Source organism: Bradyrhizobium sp. SZCCHNS30572, assembly GCF_032484415.1.
Classification (GTDB): domain Bacteria; phylum Pseudomonadota; class Alphaproteobacteria; order Rhizobiales; family Xanthobacteraceae; genus Bradyrhizobium.
Map to the genome: position 1 here is coordinate 197,139 of NZ_JAUESY010000012.1, position 24,508 is coordinate 221,646.

22 protein-coding genes are annotated in these 24,508 nt (G+C 65.2%); 13 read left to right on the forward strand and 9 right to left on the reverse strand.

Going from position 1 to position 24,508, the window contains the following annotated elements:
• Window positions 1-2: 2 nt before the first annotated feature.
• The 3 genes from QX048_RS31695 to QX048_RS31705 all read right to left on the reverse strand — a co-directional run bounded on the left by QX048_RS31695 (window position 3) and on the right by QX048_RS31705 (window position 3,767).
• Window positions 3-896 carry a branched-chain amino acid ABC transporter permease gene (locus QX048_RS31695; protein WP_315753570.1) on the reverse strand — a complete coding sequence of 298 codons (894 nt, stop codon included), beginning with the start codon at window positions 894-896 and terminating at the stop codon, window positions 3-5.
• 121 nt (window positions 897-1,017) lie between these two features.
• Window positions 1,018-2,949 carry a long-chain fatty acid--CoA ligase gene (locus QX048_RS31700; protein WP_315825112.1) on the reverse strand — a complete coding sequence of 644 codons (1,932 nt, stop codon included), beginning with the start codon at window positions 2,947-2,949 and terminating at the stop codon, window positions 1,018-1,020.
• A complete protein-coding gene (locus QX048_RS31705) occupies window positions 2,946-3,767 on the reverse strand; it encodes an ABC transporter ATP-binding protein (RefSeq protein ID WP_315712912.1) in 822 nt (273 codons plus the stop codon). Before QX048_RS31705 ends, QX048_RS31700 begins: the two co-directional genes overlap by 4 nt.
• Before the next feature lie 329 nt (window positions 3,768-4,096).
• On the opposite strand from QX048_RS31705, the gene QX048_RS31710 reads away from it, so the two are divergent.
• The 3 genes from QX048_RS31710 (at window position 4,097) to QX048_RS31720 (ending at window position 6,917) form a co-directional block, all read left to right on the forward strand.
• Window positions 4,097-4,771, forward strand: coding sequence for a Crp/Fnr family transcriptional regulator (locus QX048_RS31710; RefSeq protein WP_315753574.1), 675 nt, complete (start codon window positions 4,097-4,099; stop codon window positions 4,769-4,771).
• A gap of 132 nt (window positions 4,772-4,903) precedes the next feature.
• The gene (gmd, locus tag QX048_RS31715) at window positions 4,904-5,986 is read left to right on the forward strand and encodes a GDP-mannose 4,6-dehydratase (protein WP_315825111.1); all 1,083 of its coding nucleotides are present in this window, start codon (window positions 4,904-4,906) and stop codon (window positions 5,984-5,986) included.
• On the forward strand, window positions 5,970-6,917 hold the full coding sequence (locus tag QX048_RS31720) for a GDP-L-fucose synthase family protein (RefSeq protein ID WP_409999193.1): 948 nt from the start codon (window positions 5,970-5,972) through the stop codon (window positions 6,915-6,917). The genes gmd and QX048_RS31720 overlap by 17 nt, the downstream gene beginning before the upstream one ends.
• Before the next feature lie 58 nt (window positions 6,918-6,975).
• On the opposite strand, the gene QX048_RS31725 is transcribed toward QX048_RS31720, so the two are convergent.
• Complete coding sequence (locus tag QX048_RS31725) at window positions 6,976-7,809, reverse strand: uroporphyrinogen-III synthase (protein WP_315768773.1); 834 nt, start codon at window positions 7,807-7,809, stop codon at window positions 6,976-6,978.
• Window positions 7,810-7,964: 155 nt separating this feature from the next.
• On the opposite strand from QX048_RS31725, the gene purU reads away from it, so the two are divergent.
• Entirely contained in the window at window positions 7,965-8,828 is an 864-nt protein-coding gene (gene purU, locus QX048_RS31730) for a formyltetrahydrofolate deformylase (RefSeq protein WP_315825110.1), read from the forward strand.
• Between the two features lie 15 nt (window positions 8,829-8,843).
• Here purU and QX048_RS31735 read toward each other — a convergent pair whose 3' ends face one another.
• Entirely contained in the window at window positions 8,844-9,083 is a 240-nt protein-coding gene (locus QX048_RS31735) for a hypothetical protein (RefSeq protein WP_315825109.1), read from the reverse strand.
• Window positions 9,084-9,427: 344 nt separating this feature from the next.
• On the opposite strand from QX048_RS31735, the gene QX048_RS31740 reads away from it, so the two are divergent.
• From QX048_RS31740 to QX048_RS31765, 6 genes are all read left to right on the forward strand, one after another.
• Complete coding sequence (locus tag QX048_RS31740; protein WP_315768767.1) at window positions 9,428-10,606, forward strand: ABC transporter substrate-binding protein; 1,179 nt, start codon at window positions 9,428-9,430, stop codon at window positions 10,604-10,606.
• 239 nt (window positions 10,607-10,845) lie between these two features.
• The gene (locus QX048_RS31745) at window positions 10,846-11,715 is read left to right on the forward strand and encodes a branched-chain amino acid ABC transporter permease (protein WP_315825108.1); all 870 of its coding nucleotides are present in this window, start codon (window positions 10,846-10,848) and stop codon (window positions 11,713-11,715) included.
• A 7-nt stretch (window positions 11,716-11,722) separates the two neighbouring features.
• The gene (locus tag QX048_RS31750; protein WP_315825107.1) at window positions 11,723-12,760 is read left to right on the forward strand and encodes a branched-chain amino acid ABC transporter permease; all 1,038 of its coding nucleotides are present in this window, start codon (window positions 11,723-11,725) and stop codon (window positions 12,758-12,760) included.
• Window positions 12,757-13,503 carry an ABC transporter ATP-binding protein gene (locus QX048_RS31755; protein ID WP_315712902.1) on the forward strand — a complete coding sequence of 249 codons (747 nt, stop codon included), beginning with the start codon at window positions 12,757-12,759 and terminating at the stop codon, window positions 13,501-13,503. The genes QX048_RS31750 and QX048_RS31755 overlap by 4 nt, the downstream gene beginning before the upstream one ends.
• Window positions 13,503-14,219 (forward strand): ABC transporter ATP-binding protein, encoded by a 717-nt coding sequence (locus QX048_RS31760; protein WP_315825106.1) that lies wholly within the window; start codon window positions 13,503-13,505, stop codon window positions 14,217-14,219. The genes QX048_RS31755 and QX048_RS31760 overlap by 1 nt, the downstream gene beginning before the upstream one ends.
• A 448-nt stretch (window positions 14,220-14,667) precedes the next feature.
• Window positions 14,668-15,786 (forward strand): cobalamin-independent methionine synthase II family protein, encoded by a 1,119-nt coding sequence (locus tag QX048_RS31765; RefSeq protein WP_316200833.1) that lies wholly within the window; start codon window positions 14,668-14,670, stop codon window positions 15,784-15,786.
• Between the two features lie 42 nt (window positions 15,787-15,828).
• Here QX048_RS31765 and QX048_RS31770 read toward each other — a convergent pair whose 3' ends face one another.
• The 4 genes from QX048_RS31770 to QX048_RS31785 all read right to left on the reverse strand — a co-directional run bounded on the left by QX048_RS31770 (window position 15,829) and on the right by QX048_RS31785 (window position 20,023).
• Complete coding sequence (locus QX048_RS31770; RefSeq protein WP_315825105.1) at window positions 15,829-16,959, reverse strand: acyltransferase; 1,131 nt, start codon at window positions 16,957-16,959, stop codon at window positions 15,829-15,831.
• 85 nt (window positions 16,960-17,044) lie between these two features.
• Window positions 17,045-17,737: an SGNH/GDSL hydrolase family protein gene (locus QX048_RS31775; RefSeq protein WP_315825104.1), complete on the reverse strand. Its 693-nt coding sequence runs from the start codon at window positions 17,735-17,737 to the stop codon at window positions 17,045-17,047.
• A gap of 57 nt (window positions 17,738-17,794) precedes the next feature.
• Window positions 17,795-18,172: a DUF2147 domain-containing protein gene (locus QX048_RS31780; protein WP_315712895.1), complete on the reverse strand. Its 378-nt coding sequence runs from the start codon at window positions 18,170-18,172 to the stop codon at window positions 17,795-17,797.
• 183 nt (window positions 18,173-18,355) lie between these two features.
• Window positions 18,356-20,023, reverse strand: a complete 1,668-nt coding sequence (locus QX048_RS31785; protein ID WP_315825103.1) for a caspase family protein — start codon at window positions 20,021-20,023, stop codon at window positions 18,356-18,358.
• Between the two features lie 155 nt (window positions 20,024-20,178).
• Between QX048_RS31785 and QX048_RS31790 the strand changes: the two genes are divergently transcribed.
• The 3 genes from QX048_RS31790 (at window position 20,179) to ahcY (ending at window position 24,325) form a co-directional block, all read left to right on the forward strand.
• A complete protein-coding gene (locus QX048_RS31790; protein ID WP_315712892.1) occupies window positions 20,179-21,528 on the forward strand; it encodes a hypothetical protein in 1,350 nt (449 codons plus the stop codon).
• A gap of 57 nt (window positions 21,529-21,585) precedes the next feature.
• Window positions 21,586-22,782: a methionine adenosyltransferase gene (gene metK / locus QX048_RS31795; protein WP_315712890.1), complete on the forward strand. Its 1,197-nt coding sequence runs from the start codon at window positions 21,586-21,588 to the stop codon at window positions 22,780-22,782.
• Window positions 22,783-22,903: 121 nt separating this feature from the next.
• Window positions 22,904-24,325, forward strand: coding sequence for an adenosylhomocysteinase (ahcY, locus tag QX048_RS31800; protein ID WP_315712889.1), 1,422 nt, complete (start codon window positions 22,904-22,906; stop codon window positions 24,323-24,325).
• The last annotated feature ends 183 nt before the right edge of the window (window positions 24,326-24,508 follow it).

Here is a 24,508-nt window from a genome sequence, read left to right on the forward strand (position 1 = left end):
ATTCAGATCCGCTCGATGTCTTTGGTGCCGAACAGGCCGTAGGGCTTGATCATCAGGATGATGATCAGCACGTAGAATGGCGCGATCTCGTACAGATTGCCCCAGTGCAGATACTGGCTGTCGACATACTGCGCGATGTTCTCGAGGAGGCCGATGATGATGCCGCCGAGCACGGCGCCACCGACCGAGTCGAGGCCGCCGAGGATCGCCGCCGGAAAAACCTTGATGCCGTAGGCCGACAGGCCGGAGGAGACGCCGTTGACCACGGCGACGACAACACCGGCCACGGCCGAGACCGTTGCCGAGATGGCCCAGGCCATCGCGAACACGTTCTTGACGGAGATGCCGAGCGATTGCGCGACCTGCTGGTCGAAGGCGGTCGCCCGCATCGCCAGGCCATATTTGGAGGCCTTGAAGAACCAAGCCATGCCGAGCATCATCAGGATCGATACCACGAGGCTCATGACGTAGACCGTCTGGATTTGAAGTCCGAACAGGTCGACGGACGTGCTGGCGAACACTGGCGGGAACGGCTGGGGGTTGACGCCGAACATCCATTTCAGCGCCGCCTGGAACACGGTCGACAGGCCGATCGTGACCATGATGACGGAGATGATGGGCTCCCCGATCATCGGACGGAGGATCACGACCTGGATCGCGATGCCGAACGCGAACATGAAGACCAGCGTGAGCGGCATGCCGACCCAGAACGGCACCTGATATTTCGTCAGCAATGCCCAGCACACCCAGGCGCCGATCAGCAGCAGCTCGCCTTGCGCGAAATTGACGACCTGGGTCGCCTTGTAGATCAGCACGAACGACATCGCGACCACGCCATAGAGCGTTCCGACGACGAGGCCGTTGACCAGGAGCTGGATGAGGAAGGCGGTGTTCATGATCGTTCTCACTCGTCACCGCCGGGCTTGACCCGGCGATCCATCGCGAAGGAGATTTTCGGAAGAGGATGGATGCGCGGGTCAAGCCCGCGCATGACGACCTCATGTGGCAGAAGGCGCATCACTCCGCGGCCTCCGCCATGGCGCCATGTCCACCCAGATCCACCACCTTCAGCGTCGTGCGGATGCGCTGGGTGGTGCCGTCCTGGAAGCGGATGACGGTATCGACGGGGATGGCAGGCTTGCCGCCATAGATGCCGTCGATGATATCGGCGTACTTCTCGTTGATGACGCTGCGACGCACCTTGCGCGTACGTGTGAGCTCGCCGTCGTCGGCGTCGAGCTCCTTGTAGAGCAGGAGGAAGCGGGCGATGCGCTGCGCCGGCGGCAGGTGGGCGTTGACGGTCTCGACCTCCTTCTGCAACAGCGCGTAGACCTCGTTGCGCGAGGCGAGATCGGAGTAGGTGGTGAACGCGATGCGGTTCTTCTCCGCCCATTTCGAGATGATCGAGTAGCGGATGCAGATCATCGCGGCGAGATGCTCGCGGCCGGCGCCGAGCACGACGGCCTCGGCAATATACGGCGAGAACTTCAGCTTGTTCTCGATATATTGCGGCGAGAAGCGTTCGCCGCGCGCGGTCTCGGCGAGATCCTTGATGCGGTCGATGACGACGAGCTGCTTCGCCTCGTTGAAATAGCCGGCGTCGCCCGAATGCATCCAGCCGTCCTTGACGTCGGCGGCCGAGGCTTCCGGGGCCTTGTAGTAGCCCAGGAACATGTTCGGATGGCGTACCAGGATCTCGCCGATCCCCTGGCTGTCGGGCTGGTCGATCTTGATCTCGATGTCCTCAGCCATCGGCACGCCCGTCGTGTCCGGATCGACCTCGTCGGCCGGGTGCAGCGTGTAGGCCCCGAGCAGCTCGGTCTGGCCGTAGAGCGTGCGCAAGGGCACGCCCATGGCGCGGAAGAACTTGAACGTGTCGGGCCCGAGCGCGGCGCCGCCGGTGGCGGCCGAGCGCAACCGGGTGAAGCCGAGCCGGTCGCGCAGTGCCCGGAACAGCAGCATGTCGGCAAGGCTCGAATGCTGGCCCCTCTCCAGCGCGGCAAGGCCGGTCGACATGCCCAGATGATACAGCCGCTGCTTCAGCGGCGAGGCGTCCATGACGGCGGCACGGACGTCGGCCGCGATCTGCTCCCACACCCTCGGTGCGAACAGCACGAAGGTCGGCGCGATCTCGCGGAAGTCGTTCATCATCGTATCGGGCTCTTCGACGAAGTTGACCTTCATCCGGCAGAGCAGACCTTTGCCGAGCACATAGACCTGTTCCATGATCCAGGGCAGCGGCAGCACCGAGACGTATTCGTCCTCCGGTCCCTTGGGATCGAAGGCGAGATAGGTGGCGCAATGCTTGAGCACGCGCGCGGCCGAGAGCATCGCGAGCTTTGGATGCGAGGTCGTGCCCGAGGTGGTGCAGAGGATGGCGACGTCGTCGCCGACGGTTGCATCGACCATGCGGTCGTAGAGATCGGGCTCGCGCGCCGCCCGGTTGCGGCCGAGCTCGGCGAGCTTGTCCGCCGGCAGCAGCCTGGGATCGTCATATTTGCGCATGCCGCGCGGATCGGAATAGACGATGTGCTTGAGCGCCGGCACGCGCTCGGCGAGGTTGAGCAGCTTGTCGACCTGCTCCTCATCCTCAGCGAACACCAGTCGCGCCTCGCCGTAATTGAGCAGGTAGGCGGCCTCGTCGTCGAGCACGTCCCGATAGAGCCCGAGGCTCATGGCCCGGATCGCATGCGTCGCGACCTCCGCGGCAACCCAGTCCGGCCGGTTGTCGCCGATGATGCCGATCACGTCGTCCTTGCCGAGGCCGAGCTCCACCATGCCGAGCGCGAAATCGCACACGCGCGCCTGGTAGTCGGCCCAGGTGAAGGTGCGCCACAGCCCGAGATTCTTCTCGCGCAGCGCGATCTCCGTCCCGTGCTCTTTCGCGTTCAGCCGTAGCAGCTTCGGATAGGTGTCGGCCTGCTTGACGCGACCCGCATAGTCCATCATGCCGCGTCCTCCGCGATGGACGGCGCCTCGTCGGGATCGACCAGCAGTTCGTCCTCCTCGCCGAGATAGGCACGCTTGACGTGAGGATCGGCGAGCACGGCGGCCGGGTCGCCCTCGGCGATCTTGCGGCCGAAATCGAGCACCATGACGCGATGGGAGATGTCCATGACCACGCCCATGTCGTGCTCGATCATCACGACCGTCATGCCGAATTCCTCGTTGAGGTCGACGATGTAGCGCGCCATGTCCTCCTTCTCCTCGAAGTTCATGCCGGCCATCGGCTCGTCGAGGAGGATCAGATGCGGCTCCAGCGCCATGGCGCGCGCCAGTTCGACGCGCTTGCGCAAACCGTAGGAGAGGGTGCCGGCGGGCGCCTTGCGCACCGACTGCAGGTCGAGAAAGTCGATGATCTGCTCGACCTTCTCGCGATGCTTCAGCTCCTCGCGCCGCGCGCCGGTGAGCCAATACAGAGAGCCGGTGAGGAAATTGTTCTTCAGCAGGTGATGGCGCCCGACCATGATATTGTCGAGCACGCTCATGTGGTGGAACAGCGCGAGGTTCTGGAAGGTGCGGCCGATGCCGATGTTGGCGCGCGCGCTCGGTGGCAGGCCGGTGATGTCGCGGCCGCGATGGAACAGGCGGCCCTCGGTCGGCTTGTAGCGGCCGGAGATGCAGTTGACGATCGAGGTCTTGCCGGCGCCGTTCGGGCCGATGATCGAGAACAACTCGCCCTCGCGCACGCCGAAGCTGACGTCGGTCAGGGCTCGCACCCCACCGAAACGCAGCGACACTCCGCGCGCTTCCAACGTATAGTCCAAGTCGTCCTCCCGAACTGTCTTCGGCGCTTGGCGCGCTCTTCAAGGCATCGTGTCGCGCGACGTTGAGTTCGTCGCATTGGGTGCAATCCTATCCCGGGCATCGGTTCCGCGCCATCCGACGAATGACGGGCCGCCCGGGCGGGCGCATTTTGCCGCATCTCGATGCGCCTCGTCGGTGTCCAGAGGCGCGAGTCGAAGACGGTGGTCCTCGATAGGGGAAAGCGCTATCAGGAATTGTCTTGCGCCTGACAATTCCCAGGCAATATTCACTGCAGGATTGTTGCGATGCAATATGGTCGCCGCGAGCTTCGACGAGACGAGATGCCGGCTTGATCTCTCCCGATACCCTTCTGCGCATCGCGCCCTGGTCCCGCCATCTGAAGCCCGAGGAAATCGACACGGCTGCGGCCGGCATCGTCGAGCGGTCGTTTGCGGCCAACGAGCACATCTTCCTTCGCGGCGATCAATTCGACTACTGGACCGGGATCGTCACCGGTCTCGCGCGGATGAGCACGGTGTCGCGCGGCGGCAAGGCGACGACATTCGCCGGCATGTCGGCGGGCGCCTGGTTCGGCGAGGGCAGCGTGCTGAAGAACGAGCTGCGCCGCTATGACGTCGTGGCGCTGCGCGATACGCGCGTCGCGCTGATGGAGCGGCCGACCTTCATGCGGCTGTTCGAGAACAGCGTCGGCTTCAACCGCTTCCTCGTCACCCAGCTCAACGAGCGGCTCGGCCAGTTCATTGGCCTCGTCGAGGTCGGCCGCACGCTGGATGCGACGGCGCGGCTCGCCCGCAGCATTGCCTCGCTGTTCAATCCGATCCTCTACCCGAATACGACCCGCCATCTGGAGATCACCCAGGAGGAGATCGGCGCGCTGTCGGGCCTGTCGCGGCAGAACGCCAATCAGTGTCTCAAGACGCTGGAGCGCGAGGGCCTGCTGCGGGTGGAGTATGGCGGGGTGACGGTGCTCGATCTCGACCGCCTGCGCTGCTACGGGGATTAGGTCCTGCTTCTCGTTGCGCCGATACGGGATTGATCCAACGCCTGTTTTCCGTCGAGCTTGACCGGCGGCTTCGGCTGTGGACTGCTCGCCGGGAACTTCGGCCCGAGGGGGCGCGACGGTGTTGGAGTGAGCATGGCGGGGAAGGACTGCAGCGGCCGCGTGGCGCTGATCACGGGCGTCACGGGCCAGGACGGCGCGTATCTGGCCGAATATCTGCTCGGTCTCGGCTACACGGTGCACGGGATCAAGCGGCGGTCATCGTCCTTCAATACCGCGCGGATCGACCATCTCTACCAGGATCCGCACGAAGGCAACGTGCCGTTCCTGCTGCACTACGGCGACATGACCGATTCCACCAACCTGATCCGGCTGGTGCAGCAGATCCGCCCCGACGAGATCTACAATCTCGCCGCCCAGAGCCACGTCGGCGTCAGCTTCGAGAGTCCGGAATACACCGCCAATGCCGACGCGCTCGGGGTTCTGCGCTTGTTGGAAGCCATTCGCATTCTCGGAATGGAGAAGCAGACGCGCTTCTACCAGGCCTCGACCTCGGAGTTGTACGGCCTGGTGCAGGAGATCCCGCAACGGGAGACCACGCCGTTCTATCCGCGCTCGCCCTATGGCTGCGCCAAGCTCTACGGCTACTGGATCACGGTGAACTATCGCGAGGCCTACGGGATGTTCGCCTGCAACGGCATCCTGTTCAACCACGAGAGCCCGATCCGTGGCGAGACCTTCGTGACCCGCAAGATCACCCGCGGCGTCGCCCGCATCGAAACCGGCCTGGAGGAGACGATCTATCTCGGCAATCTCGAGGCCAAACGCGACTGGGGCCATGCGCGCGACTATGTCGAGGGCATGCATCGCATCCTGCAGGCCGATACGCCCGACGATTTCGTGCTGGCGACCGGTGAGACCCATTCGGTGCGCGAACTGGTCGAACTCGCCTTCGCCGAGGTCGGTCGCCGCATCGAATGGCGCGGCAAGGGGGTCGAGGAGACCGGGATCGACGCCAAGTCCGGCAAGGCGGTGGTGCGGATCGACCCGACCTATTTCCGCCCGACCGAGGTCGACCTCTTGATCGGCGATTGCAGCAAGGCGCGCGACAAGCTCGGATGGAAACCAAGGACGAGCTTCGCCCAACTGGTCAAGGAGATGGTCGCCAGCGATCTGTGCGCCGCGCGGCGGGAGGCGAGCAGTGGCCACGCCGTTTGATCTCCGCGGCAAGCGTGTCTTCGTCGCCGGCCATCGCGGGATGGTCGGCAGCGCGCTGGTGCGGCGGTTGGCGAGCGAAGGCGTCGAGTTGCTCACGGTGCCGCGTGGCGAGGTCGATCTGCGCGACCAGGCGGCGGTGTTCGCATGGTTCGCGCGCGCCAGGCCGCAGGTAGTGTTCCTTGCTGCGGCGAAGGTCGGCGGCATCGTCGCCAACAACACGCTGCGCGCCGAGTTCATCTACGACAACATTGCCATTGCTGCCAATGTCATCCACGCCGCGCATGTGAATGGCGCCGAGAAGCTGATGTTTCTCGGTTCCTCCTGCATCTATCCGAAGCTTGCCGCGCAGCCACTGCGCGAGGACGCCATGCTGACCGGGCCGCTGGAGCCGACCAACGAGCCCTATGCGATCGCCAAGATCGCCGGCATCAAGATGGTCGAGGCCTATCGCAGCCAGTACGGCGCCGACTTCATCAACGTGATGCCGACCAATCTCTATGGTCCGGGCGACAACTATCATCCCGAATACAGCCACGTCGTCGCGGCGCTGATCCGCCGCTTCCACGAGGCCAGGCTCGCCGATGCGCCCGAGGTGGTCGTCTGGGGCACGGGAACGCCGCGGCGCGAATTCCTCTATGTCGACGACATGGCGGATGCCTGCGTGCACCTGATGAAGACCTATTCGGACACCGGGCTGGTCAACATCGGCACCGGTGAGGACATCACCATTGCCGATTTCGCGCGCGTGGTCGCGGCCACCGTCGGCTATCAGGGACGGATCAGCTTCGACGCCTCGCGGCCTGACGGCACGCCGCGCAAGCTGCTCGACGTCTCGCGCCTCGCCGCGCTCGGCTGGCGCGCGACGACGACGCTGGAGGACGGCATCGCGCGGGCCTATCAGGCGTTCCTGCGCGAGACAGGGCAGGGTTAGTTCTCCGTCATTGCGAGGCGCGAAGCGCCGAAGCAATGACGGCTCTCCAGGAGCGCGATCAAACCCGCTGCGCCTTCGCGCCCAGCGCGGTCGCCATCGCCGAGATCAGCGGCTTCATGAAATAGGCCTCGCCCGCTGGCGTGATCGACGGCGCCAGCCCATGCGCAGCCAGCTCCTCCGTGACCACGGGCCCAACCGAGGCGATCGGCGTACGCGCCAAGCCCTGCCGCAGTCGATCCTCCACGCCGTGCGCCTTGGCGACGTCGAACAGCCGCCGCGGCTGGCCCGAACTCGTCAGCGCGATCGCATCGACATGGCCGGCGATCATCTCGTCGATCGCGATGAGGATGTTCGCATCCGCCGCCTTGGCGTCATAGACATAGGGCAGCACCGGATCGACCTCGGCGCCACCAGCCTTGATTGCACCGATCAGCGCGGAATGATCTTTGTCGGGATAGAGCTGCAGGCCGAGCCGATGGCCCTTGAGGTCGTAGCTTGCCAGTAGTTCGGCAACACCTTCCGAGGTCGGCTTCTCCGTGGTGACCTGCGCCTCCAAGCCGAGCTCGCGCAAGGCACGCCCTGGCTTGGGGCCGCGGGTGAACTTCCGGGCCTTGCCGAGCGCGGCGATGAACTCGGCCTCGACGCCGATCCGGCGCACCACGGTCATCAGCCGCCTGAGGCCCTCGCCGGTCATCAGCACGAGATCATCCAACGGCCGCTCGATGCAGCGGCGGATCCAGGCCTCGATCGGCGCGGGGTCCGGCGCATCCTGGATCGTGAACATCGGACATTGCAGCACGTCGGCGCCTTGCTCGGCGAGCAGCCGCGAGAACTGCGCCTCCTCGCGGGTTTCCAGGATCAGGATGCGGTTGCCGGTCAGCCTGTCAGCCATGGCGATGCTCGAAGTTTGAGAGTTGATGTTTTGTTCATCCTGCCCCCGCGCCGAGCGTTGGCGCAAGGGCGCGGAGGGTGGTAGAGCAGGGCCCGAACGGGCGCCAAGCCTGCCGCATCATTCCCCTCATATCATCCGCCCGGTACGTCATCGCCATGTCCAACCACCAATATGTCCTGACCCTGTCCTGCCCGGATCGTCCCGGGATCGTCTCGGCCGTTTCGACCTTCCTCGCCCACAATGGCCAGAACATTCTCGATGCCCAGCAGTTCGGCGACTTCGAGACGGGTCACTTCTTCATGCGGGTGGTGTTCACGGCCGCCGATCTCGCCGTCAACCTGCCGGCGCTGCAGACCGGCTTCGCCGCGATCGCCGAGCGCTTTGCGATGGACTGGCAGATGCGCGACCGCGCCGGGCAGCGCCGGGTGATGCTGCTGGTGTCGAAGTTCGACCATTGTCTGGTCGACATCCTCTATCGCTGGCGGACCCGCGACCTCGCGATGATTCCGACCGCCATCGTCTCCAACCATCCGCGCGAGACCTATGCCGGGCTCGATTTCGGCGACATCCCGTTCCACCACATGCCGGTGACCAAGGACACCAAGCGCGACCAGGAACAGGCGATCCTGAAGCTGGTCGATGAGACGAAGACCGATCTCGTCGTGCTGGCGCGCTATATGCAGATTCTGTCGGACGAGATGTCGGCGAGCCTGTCGGGCCGCTGCATCAACATCCATCATTCGTTCCTGCCGGGCTTCAAGGGCGCAAAACCCTATCACCAGGCCTATGAGCGCGGCGTCAAGCTGATCGGCGCCACAGCTCATTACGTGACCCGGGATCTCGACGAGGGTCCGATCATCGACCAGGATGTCGAGCGCATCAGCCATCGCGACACGCCGGAGGACCTCGTGCGCAAGGGCCGCGACATCGAGCGGCGCGTGCTGGCGCGGGCGATCCGTTATCACCTCGAGGATCGCGTCATCCTCAACGGGCGCAAGACCGTCGTCTTCATGGATTGATGTCGCGACCGCCCGTCAGCGGCCGGGGACGGTCGCCTGCGCGTTGGCGTTCGACTGCGTCTCCTTGTCGCGTTCGGCGGCCGGCATCTGCCGCTGCCGCTCGCGCTCCTGCATGAAACGGTCGTATTCCGGGGTTCCTGGACGGGGTGGCGCGTCGGCCGGCAGGCCGCCGGCCCATTGCGGCATCAGATCGCCCATCCCCGCGCCGACCTTCTCATTGATCGACGAGCAGCCGGAAAGGATCGGCCCGGCCATGGCGAGAAGCATCATCGCGGCCGGAAACAGTCTGGTCCGGTGGGGGTGTCTGGCCGGCATTGATGGGTGACCTTTCGTGCTGCGGGCGACCCGCGGCCTGGACCCTAACGACTTGCCATCAATTGGCAAAATTTGGCCGTTCGATGATTTGGGTATTAATATACCAATCACGGATTGGTGGTCCGTTGCGGAAACCTACCGTTCACGAAGCCTCCCATGATCGCCATTGACAACGGGGTCCCGAGTCCGCAGCGATGCGCCCGCGATATCGTGAACGAGATCGCACGGTTAAGACAACAATGGCCGGGGGCTGCGGTCCTGATCCGACCAGGGAGGTAGTTTCAATGTTCGTGCGAAGCAAGACACTGACGCTCGCCAGTGCGGCTCTTGCCGCGGCTGCGCTCGCGTCGGGTGCGGCGCGGGCCGAAGACGTATTCAAGATCGGCCTGATCGTGCCGATGACCGGCGGCCAGGCGTCGACCGGCAAGCAGATCGACAACGCGATCAAGCTGTACATGCAGCAGAACGGCGACACCGTCGCCGGCAAGAAGATCCAGGTCATCCTCAAGGACGACGCGGCGCTGCCCGACAATACCAAGCGTCTGGCGCAGGAACTGATCGTCAACGACAAGGTCAACGTGATCGCCGGCTTTGGCGTGACGCCGGCGGCCTTCGCCGCCGCGCCGCTCGCCACCCAGGGCAAGATCCCGGAAGTCGTCATGGCGGCCGGCACCTCCATCATCACCGAGAAGTCGCCCTACATCGTCCGCACCAGCTTCACGCTGCCGCAGTCCTCCACCATCATCGGCGACTGGGCGGTCAAGAACGGCATCAAGAAGGTCGCCACGCTGACCTCGGACTACGCGCCCGGCAACGACGCGCTGGCCTCGTTCAAGGAGCATTTCACCGCTGGCGGTGGCGAGATCGTCGAGGAAATCAAGGTTCCGCTGGCGAACCCCGACTTCGCTCCCTTCCTGCAGCGCATGAAGGACGCCAAGCCGGACGCCATGTTCGTGTTCGTGCCGGCCGGCCAGGGCGGCAACTTCATGAAACAATATGCCGAGCGCGGCCTCGACAAGAGCGGCATCAAGGTGATCGGACCGGGTGACGTCACCGACGACGACCTGCTCAACGACATGGGCGACGCCGTGCTCGGCGCCGTCACCGCGCACATCTATTCGGCGGCGCATCCGTCGGCGAAGAACAAGGAGTTCGTCGCGGCCTACAAGAAGGCGTTCAACAGCCGTCCAGGCTTCATGGCGGTCGGCGGCTACGACGGCATCCATCTGATCTACGAGGCGCTGAAGAAGACCGGTGGCAAGACCGACGGCGATTCCCTGATTGCTGCGATGAAGGGCATGGCCTGGGAGAGCCCGCGCGGTCCCATCTCGATCGATCCGGAGACGCGCGACATCGTTCAGAACGTCTACATCCGCAAGGTCGAGAAGGTCGACGGCGAGCTCTACAACGTCGAGTTCCAGACCTTCGACGCCGTCAAGGATCCGGGCAAGGCCAAGAAGTGACGCGATAGGCGTCATCGAGGGACGCGCGAGGACCGTGCGCTCCCTCCCCCGCCCGCGGGGGAGGGCTGGGGAGGGGGCACCCCACGGCACACGCGTCATGTGGAGAGATTTCCCCCACCCGGATCACATCGTTCCGATGCGATCCGACCTCCCCCGCAAGCGGGAGAGGCGCAGACCGAGCAAGCGTTGTATGCATGCCCTTCGGATGAAGGGATGACCGGGGACTGAAACTAGACTCCATGACCGCTATCCTCACCAACCTGTTCGACGGCGTCGCCTACGGCATGCTGCTGTTCGTGCTGGCCTGCGGGCTCGCCGTGACGCTCGGCCTGATGAACTTCGTCAACCTCGCCCATGGCGCCTTCGCCATGGCCGGCGGCTATGTCTGCGCCGTGCTCGTCAACCGGATGGGATGGCCGTTCTTCGCGGCGCTGCCGCTGGCCTTCGTCGCGAGCGCCATGATCGGCGCGCTGCTGGAGCGGGCGCTCTATCAGCATCTCTATGCGCGCAGCCATCTCGACCAGGTGCTGTTCTCGATCGGGCTCGTCTTCATGACGGTGGCCGCGGTCGATTACATCATGGGCTCCTCGCGAATCTTCATCAATCTGCCCGACGTGCTGCAGGGCCAGTTCGACGTCTTCGGCGTTGGCATCGGCCGCTATCGGCTGATGATCATCGTGATCTGCGGGCTGCTCACGGTGGGGCTGCAGCTGGTGCTCTCCAAGACTCGGTTCGGCAGCCGACTGCGCGCCGCCGTCGATGATCCCCGCGCGGCGAGCGGCCTCGGCATCAACGTGCCGCAGGTGTTCGCCTTCACCTTCGCGTTCGGCTGCGGGCTCGCTGGCCTGGGCGGCGCGCTCAGCGCCGAGATCCTCGGCCTCGATCCGTACTTCCCGCTGAAGTTCATGATCTACTTCCTGATCGTGGTCACCGTGGGCGGCTCGTCCTCGATCACCGGGCCGTTCCTGGCCTCGCTGCTGCTCGGCATCGGCGACGTCGCCGGCAAATACTACGTGCCGAAGCTCGGCCCCTTCGTCATCTACACCATCATGATCGTGATCCTGATCTGGCGTCCGAACGGCCTGTTCGGTCGCACGGCGACGCGGTGAGGATCGCATGACCACGAACGCACAAGCCGAGGTCGGATTTCACGCCAGGCAGCATGGCCGCTGGCACTGGAGCGAGTTCGCCTTCTGGATCGTCGTGCTGGCGGTCGGACTGGCGTTTCCCTCGCGCTACCTGATCATGACCGAGATCCTGCGACTGGCGTTGTTCGCGCTGTCGCTCGACCTGATCCTCGGCTATGCCGGCATCGTCTCGCTCGGCCACGCCGCCTTCTTCGGCGTCGGGGCCTATTGCGCGGGCCTGCTCTCGGTGCACGGCATCATCAACGAGCCGGTGCTGGCGCTGATCGTGGCCGGCCTCGCCGCCACCGTGCTTGGCTTCGCCACCAGCTTCCTGGTCATCCGCGGCGTCGACCTGACGCGGCTGATGGTGACGCTCGGCATCGCGCTGTTGATGGAGGCGCTGGCGGAGCGCTTCTCCAACATCACCGGCGGTACCGACGGTCTCCAGGGCATCGACATCCAGCCGATCTTCGGCGTGTTCGCCTTCGACATGTTCGGCAGGACCGGCTTCTTCTATTCGCTTGCGGTGCTGTTCGTGCTGTTCCTGCTGGCGCGGACCATCGTCCACTCGCCGTTCGGCCTGTCGCTGCGCGCGATCAAGAACAATCCGTTGCGCGCCGCCGCCGTCGGCATTCCCGTCAACAAGCGCCTGATCGCGATCTACACCGTAGCCGCGTTCTATGCCGGCATTGCCGGGGCGCTGTTCACCCAGACCACGGCACTGGCCTCGCTCGACGTGTTCTCGTTCGAGCGCTCCGCCGATCTGGTTCTGATGCTGGTCATCGGCGGCTCCGGCTATCTCTATGGCGGGCTGATCGGCGCGGCGGTGTTCCGGATGTTGCAGGAACTGTTCCAGTGGATCACGCCACAATATTGGATGTTCTGGATCGGCCTGGTGCTGGTCGTCATCGTGCTGGTCGGCCGCCACCGCATCCACGCCTATGCGCTGTGGCTGCCCAACCTCGTCCTGCGCCAGATCGCCGGCCGCAAGGCCGCGGTGGCCCTCACCGATAACGAGGCGCCATGACCTACGCATTGGAAACCCGCGGCCTCGACAAGCATTTCGGCGGCCTTCACGTCACCCGCGACCTGTCGCTGCAGATCGCGCCCGGCGCGCGCCACGCGCTGATCGGTCCGAACGGCGCCGGCAAGACCACGGTCATCAATCAGCTCACCGGCGTGCTGGAGCCGAGCGCGGGCCGCATCCTGCTCGAAGGCCAGGACATCACCGATCTGCCGGTGCACAAGCGCGTGCTGCGTGGCCTGTCGCGCACCTTCCAGATCAACCAGCTGTATCCCGACCTGACGCCGTTGGAGACCATCGGGCTTGCGGTCTCCGAGCGGCTCGGCGGCGGCGGCAATTGGTGGCGGCGCATGGGCACGCGCGACGACATCAATGCCGAGATCGCCGAGACGCTCGAGCGCTTCCGGCTGCTCGACGTGATGAACGACCGTACCTCGACCTTGCCCTATGGCAAGCAGCGCCTGCTGGAGATCGCGGTTGCGATCGCCGCGCGCCCGCGCGTGCTGCTGCTCGACGAGCCCGCCGCCGGCGTGCCCGAGGGCGAGCGCAAGGACATCCTCGCCGCGGTCGCCGCGCTGCCGCGCGACGTCACGGTGCTGCTGATCGAGCACGACATGGACCTCGTCTTCTCCTTTGCCGACCGCATCTCGGTCCTGGTCTCCGGCGCTCTGCTGGTTGAAGGCACGCCCGACGAGGTTGCGCGTGATCCGCAGGTCAAGGCGGTCTACCTCGGCGAGGCTGCGTGATGACCGATCTGCTCGCGATTGAAAATCTTCGCGCCGGCTACGGCCAGGCGGTCGTGCTGCCGAACATGTCGCTCAAGCTGCCCGAGGGCCAGGTGCTGGCGCTGCTCGGCCGCAACGGCACTGGCAAGACCACGTTGATCAACTCCATCGTCGGCGTCACCCGCCGCTTCTCCGGCAAGCTTGCGCTCGCCGGCACCGACATCACGGCTCTTCGCGCCGACCAGCGCGCCCGCGCCGGCATCGGCTGGGTGCCGCAGGAGCGCAACATCTTCCGCTCGCTCACGGTGGAGGAGAACATGACGGCGGTGGCGCAGCCGGGACCCTGGTCGATCGAGCGCGTCTACCAGATGTTTCCGCGGCTCAAGGAGCGACGCAACAATTTCGGCAATCAGCTCTCCGGCGGCGAGCAGCAGATGCTGGCGATCGGCCGCGCGCTCACCCTGAATCCCAAGGTGCTGCTGCTCGACGAGCCGACCGAGGGCCTCGCGCCGATCATCGTCGAGGAGCTGCTGGCCGCGATCGGCACCATCAGCCGCGCCGGCGGCCTGTGCTCCGTGATCGTCGAGCAGCACGCGCAGAAGCTGCTCGCGCTGGCTGACCGCGTCGTCATCCTGGAGCGTGGCACCATCGTGCATGACGCGCCGTCGAGCGCCTTGAAGGCCGATCCGGCGCCATTGGAGCGGCACCTCGGCGTCGCGAGCGCGGCCGCGCATTGACCTGATCGTCGGGCTTGAACGCTACAGGGCGAAGCGTCATCCTTGGTTGCAGGGACGGTGTGGCTCGCGCAGTCAGCGTGAAGGCCATGCCGGAAGATCCGGCGGTATGGTGCGGCCGCCGTGGACACCGGTATGCAGGATCCGGTCGTTACAGCAGGAAGGCTGGCCAGCGCCGTTGTCGCGATGGCACTTCACCTGGAGGCGGATTTGATGGGTTCACCTCAGGATGCCCCATTGAACGAGGTCAGGGTAGGTCAGCCCATTGCTCGGGCCATGGATTGCGCCATGCCCCTCCACGATCTCTCCTCGATAGAATTGTATACCGACCGGATACGGGGTAGGGGATGGACCCAGTCCATCACGCTTTGCCCAGGTAACCAGCCAGGACAGATCGCAGCCGGTCCAACAACCCTATCCAACGAATCGACGCCTTCCAAGGAGTGAGCACATGCAACGCACCAAGCCCCCATTCCGCGCCGACGAAGTCGGCAGCCTCTTGCGGCCGCAGAAGATCAAGGAAGCCCGCGCCAAGCTCGAGAAGGGCGAGATCTCGGCCGACGATCTCCGAAAGATCGAGGACATGGAGATTGAGAAGGTCGTGCATCGCCAGGCCTCGACCGGTCTCAAGCTCGCCACCGACGGAGAGTTCCGTCGCTCCTGGTGGCACTTCGACTTTCTCGCCAAGCTGACCGGATGCGAGCTGTTTCACCCGGACACCGGCATCCAGTTCACCGGCGTGCAGACTCGTCATGACGCGGTGCGCGTGATCGGCAAGCTCGACTTCCCGGATAGTCATCCGATGCTCGACCACTTCCGCTTCCTCAAGAAGCACGCCGACACCGCGCATGTCACGGCGAAGATGACGATCCCGTCACCGGCGGTGCTGCACTTCCGTGGCGGCCGCAAGTCGATCTCCAAGGACGTCTATCCCGATCTCGACGCCTTCTACGAGGATCTCGGCAAGACCTATCGCAAGGCCGTGAAGGCCTTCTACGACGCCGGCTGCCGCTACCTGCAGTTCGACGATACGGTCTGGGCTTATCTGTGCTCGCAGGACGAGCTCAAGAAGGCGCGCGAGCGCGGCGACAATCCCGACGGTCTGCAGCAGATCTATTCGCGCATCATCAACTACGCGATCGCCGAGCGGCCCGCCGACATGACGATCACCACGCATGTCTGCCGCGGCAATTTCCGTTCGACCTGGATCTCCTCGGGCGGCTACGAGCCGGTCGCCGAGACCATGCTCGCCAATACCAATTACGACGGCTATTTCCTGGAGTATGACAGCGAGCGCGCCGGCGGCTTCGAGCCGCTGCGCTTCCTGCCCAAGGGCAACAAGGTCGTCGTCGTCGGTCTCGTGACCTCGAAGGTCGGCGAGCTCGAGAAGAAGGACGACATCAAGCGCCGCCTGGAAGAGGCCTCGAAGTTCGCCCCGCTCGACCAGCTCGCGCTGTCGCCGCAATGCGGCTTCGCCTCGACCGAGGAAGGCAACATCCTCTCCGATGAAGAGCAGTGGGCCAAGCTGCGCCTCTGCGTCGAGCTCGCGGAGGAGATCTGGGGGAAGTAAGCGCGCCGTGAACACTGCACGCCTCGACATCGGGTGTGCTGATCAGTGATGCGGAAGCGGGGCCGGAGCAATCCGCTCCGCTTCTTTTTTGCGCAGCAGCGCACGGCGGATCAGCCGCTGTGCCGGGGCCTCGAACCCGGAATAGGTGAGATACGCCGCGGTCAGGGTCAGCCCCATGAAGCCGACCCAGAACGAGGGGCTGCCGTAGGGGATCGCTCGTCCAAGCGCGCCGAAAGCCAGCGCGATCGTGAGCTGGATCGGGAAGTGCAACAGGTAGCACGAATAAGTCATGTTGCCGGCGGCCTGCAGCAGGACTTCGGTGCGCCGTGGCAGCGTGATGGGCGTCGCGCAGACGAACAAGAGGATGGGTGTATAAACGAGCAGGAGCGCTGCGGAGCGCTCGGCAAGCTCAACGCCGGAGAGCCAGAGGGCCGGCGGGATTGTAACGACGGCGCACGCGGCGAACGCTTCCAGCCGCGCGCGGTACGGGGCATCGGCGACGCTCTGCCGCACCATGGCGGCCAGTCCGCCGGCATAGAAGAACACGAAACACTTGCCGACCAGTGTGCCGCTCGCGATGCCGGCCAGGATCATCGCCAGGTTCAAGAGCGGCGATGTGGTGACGAAACGCAGCGCCAGGAAGAACGCCGCATAGACCAGGACCTCGATCGAGACCGACCAGATCGGGCCGTTGAAGCTGATCCCGGTCGGCGGCAGCCAGTCGCTCGCCATGAAAAGCTGGGCGACGAAATGAGCGAGGTCGTTGCTCTGGTAGACGAAGAAGAAGCCGTGCTGCGCGACATAGAGGGCCTGCAGCCCCGCGACCAGCAGCAGCGTTGCGAGATGCAGCGGATAGAGCCGCGACAGCCGGTTGACGAAGAAGGTCCAGCCATCGACCGTGCCATCCGAGATGATCGCGCTGTACTTCCAGAAGAAGATGAAGCCCGAGATGCACCAGAAGATCACGACGCCGTATTCGCCGAGCTCATAGAACGGAAACAGGACATTGTAGAACGGCAGCTCGCTGCGGATGAGATCGACAGGGGCATCGGCGATGTAGGCGAAGTGCGGGTAGTGCCACAGCAGAACCGAGATCGTGGCGAGGAAACGCAGCAGCTCCAGCCCGAGGAGCTTGTGAGTCCCAGGCGATGTCGATGTGTGAAGCGGGGCCATGCGGTGATCGTTAACCGTCTCGACGGGATGTGCGCCCCAATCCTAGCCGGCGCGAAGTGAAGGATTGTTTTCGCAGCCTGCGGGATCAGCGGCAGGCCTGCTCGGTTCCCTGCAGGATCGCCTGGTCCCAGGACCGATAGCCCGTGGCATTCAGGTGGATGCCTTCGAGCGTGAACGGCGATTCCATCGGCGGCAGGGGCAGGAAGGTCGCGCCGGTGCGCCTTGCGAGGTCCGGCAGCACGGCGCGATAGTCGGTGATGCTCGCCATGGCGGCCTTCTCCATGGCTGGCGTGAATGGCCCGCGCGCCTCGACGGAGGGAAACTCGGTGACGAAGATGCGCGTGGTGAGCTTTGACAGCTCGCGCAGCAGGGCCTCGTAGCGCCCGGCGAAGGCCTCGCTGGAGTCGGACTTGGCGGTCAGCGCATCGTTCACGCCGAGGGAGACGATGATCGCGAACGGCCGTTTCGGGCCGAGTGCGGGCTTGAGCCAGCCGGCCAGGTCGCTGCGCGTCCCGGCGCCGGCGAGACCGGCGTTGACGACCGGATGCCCGCAGGCGCTGGCCGGCAATGTCGCCGACTCGACGATGCTGTCGCCGAGCACGACGATCGGGTCGTCGGGGCGTGCCAGCAGATTGTAGTGGACGATGAGCTGGCGAACCGTGCGGTGGTCGCTGCCCGACGGCGTCGCGGAGCGGCGCGCCAGCACGAACGTCGCGGCTGCTGCGGCAATCACCGCAAACAGCACGAATCCCAGCCGCGCCTGCGTCTTTGCTGCCATATGGACGATCGATGCCTTGATGCGACCCGACCGTAGTCTGAATTCGCAAACGGAGCTCTAATTCGCCCGCGTCCAGGTCGACGAACGGCAGATGACGCCGCCAAAGGCGCAACCGGCGGTCGTCAGGGTGCCGCCGGTGAGCGTCATCTTGGCATCATAGGTCTTGCCGTCATCGGGATTGCTGTAGCTGCCGGCCCAGGCATTGGGGCCGGTCGGCTTCATCCCGGAGAACAGCCGCTGTCCGACCTTGGCGGGAGTGTCGGTGCCTTCCTTGATCCAGACCAGCGTGCCGCAGACGGCGCCGCCGCAGGGCGCGAATTTGACCTTGGAGGCGCCGCTTTCGCGCAGCCAGACGCCGGTGACATCGTCGGCGAGCGCCGGGCCTGCGGCCAGCACGACTGACAGACCAAGTCCAACAACGAAACGACCGATCATGCGAGCCTCCCTGATCCTTCGAGACGAGCTTGTTGCCGGCGGATCGTGTCGGCGATTGGGCGGGCCGACGGCGATACGCTTCGTCTCCATTGTGCGGCAGCATATCAGGATTCGGGCATGCTGCACCTGACTCCCCGAGGGCCGTGACGGTCGGGCTGGAGCAGCGCCTGCCCAGCCGCAGGTCTATCTCGCCGCCAGATAGACCTCACCGAGCAGCGAGGAGTTCGACCACGGCACCTGCTTGTTCTTGGTGCCGGCCACGACCTCGGCGCGAACGCGCGTCAGCATCTGCTGCACCTCGAGACCGGGCGTGCCGATGTGGCGGGTCAGCGCCGCCGAGAACGGGCTGTTGTCGCCGTCGCCGTCGAGCGCGACCTTGCCCGGCGCCGTCGCGAACGCGATCAGCGTGCCGGCCCCGGACGTCGCGCCGGTACCGAGCGAGGTTGGTGCGGCGAGCCCGCTGGCGCTGAGACCCCGGCCGGGGCCGGCGCCTGCCGTCTCCGGCGGGGCGAACGGATTGTTGCGGCAGGCATCGAGGATCAGGATGTTGGTGCGGACCTGGTCGTCGAGCCCGGCCAGGATCTGGTCCATGTCGACCATCGCCGTGACCACGTCGCTGCCTGCAGACGGCGCAATGTCGGTGGGGACGAGATAGTTGCGGCCGTCGATCTGCACGCCGTGGCCGGCATAGAACACCACTGCGACCTGCGCCCGCGCCGCCTCGCGCAGGAAGTCGCGCGTCTTCGCCTGCATCGCCGCGCGGTCGAGATCGAGGCCCTCCGTCACCGTGAAGCCGATGTCGCGCAGGCTCCTGGCGATGGCTCGCGCGTCGCGCGGCGGATTGGGCAGCGGCTGCACGTGCGTGTAGGCGCCGTTGCCGATGACCAGCGCCATGCGCTGCCCGGTCGGCACCGCTGCGGCCGAGGAGGGGGCCGGGGATTCCGGCCGCTGCTGGGGGCGCGCCGCCGGCTCCGACAGCAGCGACAGCCGCACCCTGGCGGTGGCCTGGCTGGCCTTGCTGCCGGCATCGGATGCGGTGGGCTTCAGCGCCGCGGCGTAATCCGCCTTGGCCGCATCGAACTCGCCCTTGGCCTCATAGGCCAGCGCGCGATGCACGTGGGCTGAGATGACGACGCTCCCCGGCGGTGTCATCACGTTGGCCGGCGGATTCTGCGCCAGCCGGACCGCCTCGGAGGCGTCGGCAACGGCGCGGTCGAGATGGCCCTTGGCGCGCCAGATCATGCTGCGGTTGATCAGCGGCGAGGCCAGCGCCGGATCGAGCCGGATCGCCTCGTTGATGTCGCCGAGCGCGCCGTCGAGGTCGCCGGTCGCTTCCTTGGAGATGCCGCGATTCTGCCAGGACAGCGCGGATTTCGGCGTCAGCCTGATCGCCTGGTCATAGTCGGCAATCGCCCTGGCGTAGTCGCCGGTGCCGCGATAGGCGTTGCCGCGGTTGTGGAAGAGCGTGCCGCTCGGCGCGCCGATCTTGATGGCGTCGTTGAAGTCGGCGATCGCGATCTCGTACTCGCCCTTGTCGTAATAGGCCGAGCCGCGCAGATTGTAGATCGCCTGCGCCGGCTGCAGCCGCAGCGCCTCGGTGGCATCGGCGATGACGTGGGTGTAGTCGCCCTTCTTGTTCCAGCCGACCGCGCGCCAGAAATAGATCGTGGCGAGCTGGCTGCCGGAGAACACCTTCAGCGCGATGATCTTGGTGCAGGCGGCGATCATCTGGTCGGCCGGCGTCGTCTCGGTGGTACAGAGGGCGCCAAGCTGGGACTTCGACTGGGCGAGGCCGGGAGACGCCCAGAGGGCAGCCAGCAGCGGTATCAGCAGCAGGAGGGAGCGGCGCATCGGCACGGACCGTGGGGGACGAGAGGCGGGAACCTATCCGGTTTGTTGCGTCCGGAAGGTTCCGGGTTCAGGCTCTTTCCAATGGTGGGCAGATGGTGCTAGGAGGTTGGGCCAAGGGCGCGTTGCCCACTCCTGTTTCCCACCCGTCGAGCCGAATGAAGAACGACCAGCTGCTCGCCCAGATCACGGAGTTCTGCCGCCAGTCGGACATGGCGGAATCGACGTTCGGCCGGCGCGCCGTGAACGACGGCAAGCTCGTGCAGCGGCTGCGCGAGGGCAAGCGCATCACCATCGACACGCTGGATCGCATCCAGGCCTATATCGCGGCCTCGACTGGCACGCTGCCGCCGCCGCGGCTCGACGTCGTGCCCGAAAAGCGCGATCCCAAGAGCAATTTCCGCTTCTTCGAGAACCGTCAGAAATACCTGCTGTTCGTGCACACCTGCAGCGAGAAGCGGGTGGTGGCCGAGCGCGTCGGTCTCGAACTCGCCAGCATCCATCCGCGGCCGCCGGCGCTGCGGCTGTTCGACGCCGGCGTCGGCGACGGCACCGTGCTGTCGAAGGTCCTGCGCACCATGCACGGCCGTTTTCCACACATTCCGTTCTATGTGGCCGGCAAGGAGCTGAGCCTCGAGGATGTCAGGCTGACACTGGAGAAGGTCCCGGACCGGCTGTTCGAGCATCCGGCCAGCGTGTTCGTGTTCACCAACATGAACTATGCCGAGGCGCCCTGGCTGACGCCGGCGTCGCCTTCGGTAGCCGCCTCGATGATCTGGCACGAGGTCGTGCTGCAGGGCGATTCGTCCGGGGATTTCGAGGCCCAGATCACGGCGCTGAAGCCGTTTCTGGAGCAGAACTGGCGCGCCAACGTCTCCCCGCGCACCGGCATGCCGGTCTATGAGCGGCCGATCGCCCTGGTGCTGTATCGCGAGGATCACCGCTTCCTGCTCGACGGCATCATCCCGCGGGCCGGTCGGGTCGAGGCCAATTTCGACCTGATCATCGCCTCGCAGCCCTACCGGGCCCGGTCCTCGGTCAATTTCCGCGCCAAGCGCATCATCGCACCGCTGGCGCGGGCGCTGAAGCCGGGCGGCCGGCTGATCGGAATCCACTCCCACGGCCAGGATCCGGGCCTGGACATCATCCAGGCGGTCTGGCCGGGAGAAAATCCTTTCTCGGTCAGCCGCCATGAGCTATTGCGCGCCGTGAAATACGAGCTCGGCTCCAGTGGGCGGGACTTAAATTTTAACGCCTATGCGGACAATCGCTCGATTTTCAGGTATGAGATGGAGGCTCTGCCCAACGAGGTCACCGGTGCGATCGGAACCTCGACGGCCTTTGCAGCCTGGAACGCGGCGGTGTATGTCGCGCAGATCGAGGAAGACCGCCTGACCGAGGTGGCCCACTCGTCCCGCGCGCTCGACGCCGCCAGAGAGGTTCTGCGAAAGCACAACGGGCTGTGGTTCTACGATGAATCCTACGTCATCTCGCGGCGTCGCGACTGACATTCCTTAGGGATCAATACAAACGACCGCCGTGGGCGGCGAAGAAGGGGTTGCTTGATGCGCGCGTCATATCTGTTCACCTCGGAGTCGGTGTCCGAAGGCCACCCGGACAAGGTCTGCGACCGTATTTCCGACGAGATCGTCGACCTGTTCTACCGTGAAGGGCCGAAGGCCGGCATCGACCCCTGGCAGATCCGCGCCGCCTGCGAGACGCTCGCCACCACCAACAAGGTCGTGATCGCCGGTGAGACCCGCGGCCCGGCTTCGGTCACCAACGAGCACATCGAGCACGTCGTCCGCGAGGCCATCAAGGACATCGGCTACGAGCAGGAAGGTTTTCACTGGAAGACCTGCGATATCGAGATCCTGCTGCATCCGCAGTCGGCCGACATCGCCCAGGGCGTCGACGCGCTGCAGCCCGGCGAAGTCAAGGAAGAGGGCGCCGGCGACCAGGGCATCATGTTCGGTTACGCGACCAATGAAACGCCGGATTTGATGCCGGCGCCGATCTTCTATGCCCACAAGATCCTGCGGCTGATCTCGGAAGCCCGCCACGCCGGTGTCGAGAAGGTGCTCGGTCCGGATTCCAAGAGCCAGGTCACCGTGCAGTATGAGAACGGCAAGCCGGTCGGCGTGCGCGAGATCGTGGTGTCGCACCAGCATCTGGTCGAGGACATGACTTCGGCGCAGGTCCGCGAGCGCGTCGAGCCCTATGTGCGCAAGGCGCTGCCGGAAGGCTGGATCACGCCGAAGACGATCTGGCACATCAACCCGACCGGCAAGTTCTACATCGGCGGTCCCGATGGCGACGCTGGTCTGACCGGCCGCAAGATCATCGTCGATACCTATGGCGGTGCTGCCCCGCATGGCGGCGGCGCGTTCTCCGGCAAGGATCCGACCAAGGTCGACCGCTCCGCCGCCTATGCCGCGCGCTACGTCGCAAAGAACATCGTCGCCGCTGGTCTCGCCGACCGCTGCACCCTGCAGCTCGCCTATGCGATCGGCGTGGCGCGGCCGCTGTCGATCTATATCGACACCCACGGCACCGGCAAGGTGCCGGAGGAGGTGCTCGAGAAGGCGGCCGCTCAGGCGATGGACCTGACCCCGCGCGGCATTCGCACCCACCTCGACCTCAATCGCCCGATCTATGCGCGCACCTCGTCCTACGGCCATTTCGGCCGTACGCCGGACAATGAGGGCGGCTTCTCCTGGGAGAAGACCGACCTCGTCGAGGCGCTCAAGCGTGCGGTGTAGCTCTTAGTGCCGTCATTCCGGGGCCGCGCGACAGCGCTGAACCCGGAATCTCGAAGTGATGGATTCCGGGTTCGCGCTGACGCGCGCCCGGAATGACGCCTTTTACAGACAGGAACCCCACATGACCGCCAAGCCAGGTTTCAACGACTACATCGTCAAGGACATTTCGCTCGCCGAGTTCGGACGCAAGGAGATCTCGCTCGCTGAGACCGAGATGCCCGGCCTGATGGCGACGCGCGAGGAGTATGGCCCGAAGCAGCCGCTGAAGGGCGCGCGCATCGCAGGCTCGCTGCACATGACCATCCAGACCGCGGTGCTGATCGAGACGCTGAAGGCGCTCGGCGCCGACATCCGCTGGGTCTCCTGCAACATCTATTCGACCCAGGACCACGCGGCGGCCGCGATCGCCGCCGCCGGAATTCCGGTGTTCGCCGTCAAGGGCGAGACGCTTGTCGACTATTGGGACTACACCGCCAAGCTGTTCGACTGGCACGGCGGCGGCCATCCCAACATGATCCTCGATGACGGTGGCGACGCCACCATGTATGTCCATCTCGGCCTGCGCGCCGAGAACGGCGACACGGCGTTCCTCGACAAGCCGGCGTCCGAGGAAGAGGAGGTGTTCTTCGCGCTGCTGAAGAAGCAGCTCAAGGAGAAGCCGAAGGGCTACTTCGCCGAGATCGCCAAGTCGATCAAGGGCGTCTCGGAAGAGACCACCACGGGCGTGCACCGCCTGTACGACATGCAGAAGGCCGGCACGCTGCTGTGGCCCGCGATCAACGTCAACGACAGCGTCACCAAGTCGAAGTTCGACAACCTCTATGGCTGCCGCGAGTCGCTGGTCGACGGCATCCGCCGCGGTACCGACGTGATGATGTCGGGCAAGGTCGCGATGGTCGCCGGCTTCGGCGACGTCGGCAAGGGCTCGGCCGCCTCGCTGCGCCAGGCCGGCTGCCGCGTCATGGTGTCCGAGATCGACCCGATCTGTGCGCTGCAGGCGGCAATGGAGGGCTATGAGGTGGTGACGATGGAGGACGCCGCGCCGCGCGCCGACATCTTCGTGACCGCCACCGGCAACAAGGACATCATCACCATCGAGCACATGCGCGCGATGAAGGATCGCGCCATCGTCTGCAACATCGGCCACTTCGACAACGAGATCCAGGTCGCCTCGCTGAAGAACCTGAAGTGGACCAACATCAAGCCGCAGGTCGACGAGATCACCTTCCCTGACGGCAAGCGCATGATCCTGCTGTCCGAAGGCCGCCTCGTGAACCTCGGCAATGCGATGGGCCACCCGTCCTTCGTGATGTCGGCGTCCTTCACCAACCAGACCTTGGCCCAGATCGAGCTCTACGCCAACAACAAGGACGGCAAGTACAAGAAGGAAGTCTACGTGCTGCCGAAGTCGCTGGACGAGAAGGTGGCGATGCTGCATCTCGCCAAGATCGGCGTGAATCTCACCAAGCTGCGCCCCGACCAGGCCTCCTACATCGGCGTCAAGCCGGAAGGCCCGTTCAAGTCGGACCACTACCGCTACTGATATCCGGCCCACCGCGCGGCTGACATGGCGAAGGCCGGGGCATTGCCCCGGCCTTTTGCTTGCTTCGGCGTAGTTGTGAGTTGAATCTGCGCCTGCCTCCGATCGGCATTGCGAGCCACCTTGTCCCCGCGGGTGCGCGGCCCGATGACAAGCTCCGCGAAGCAATCCAGAGTCGTGGACGGG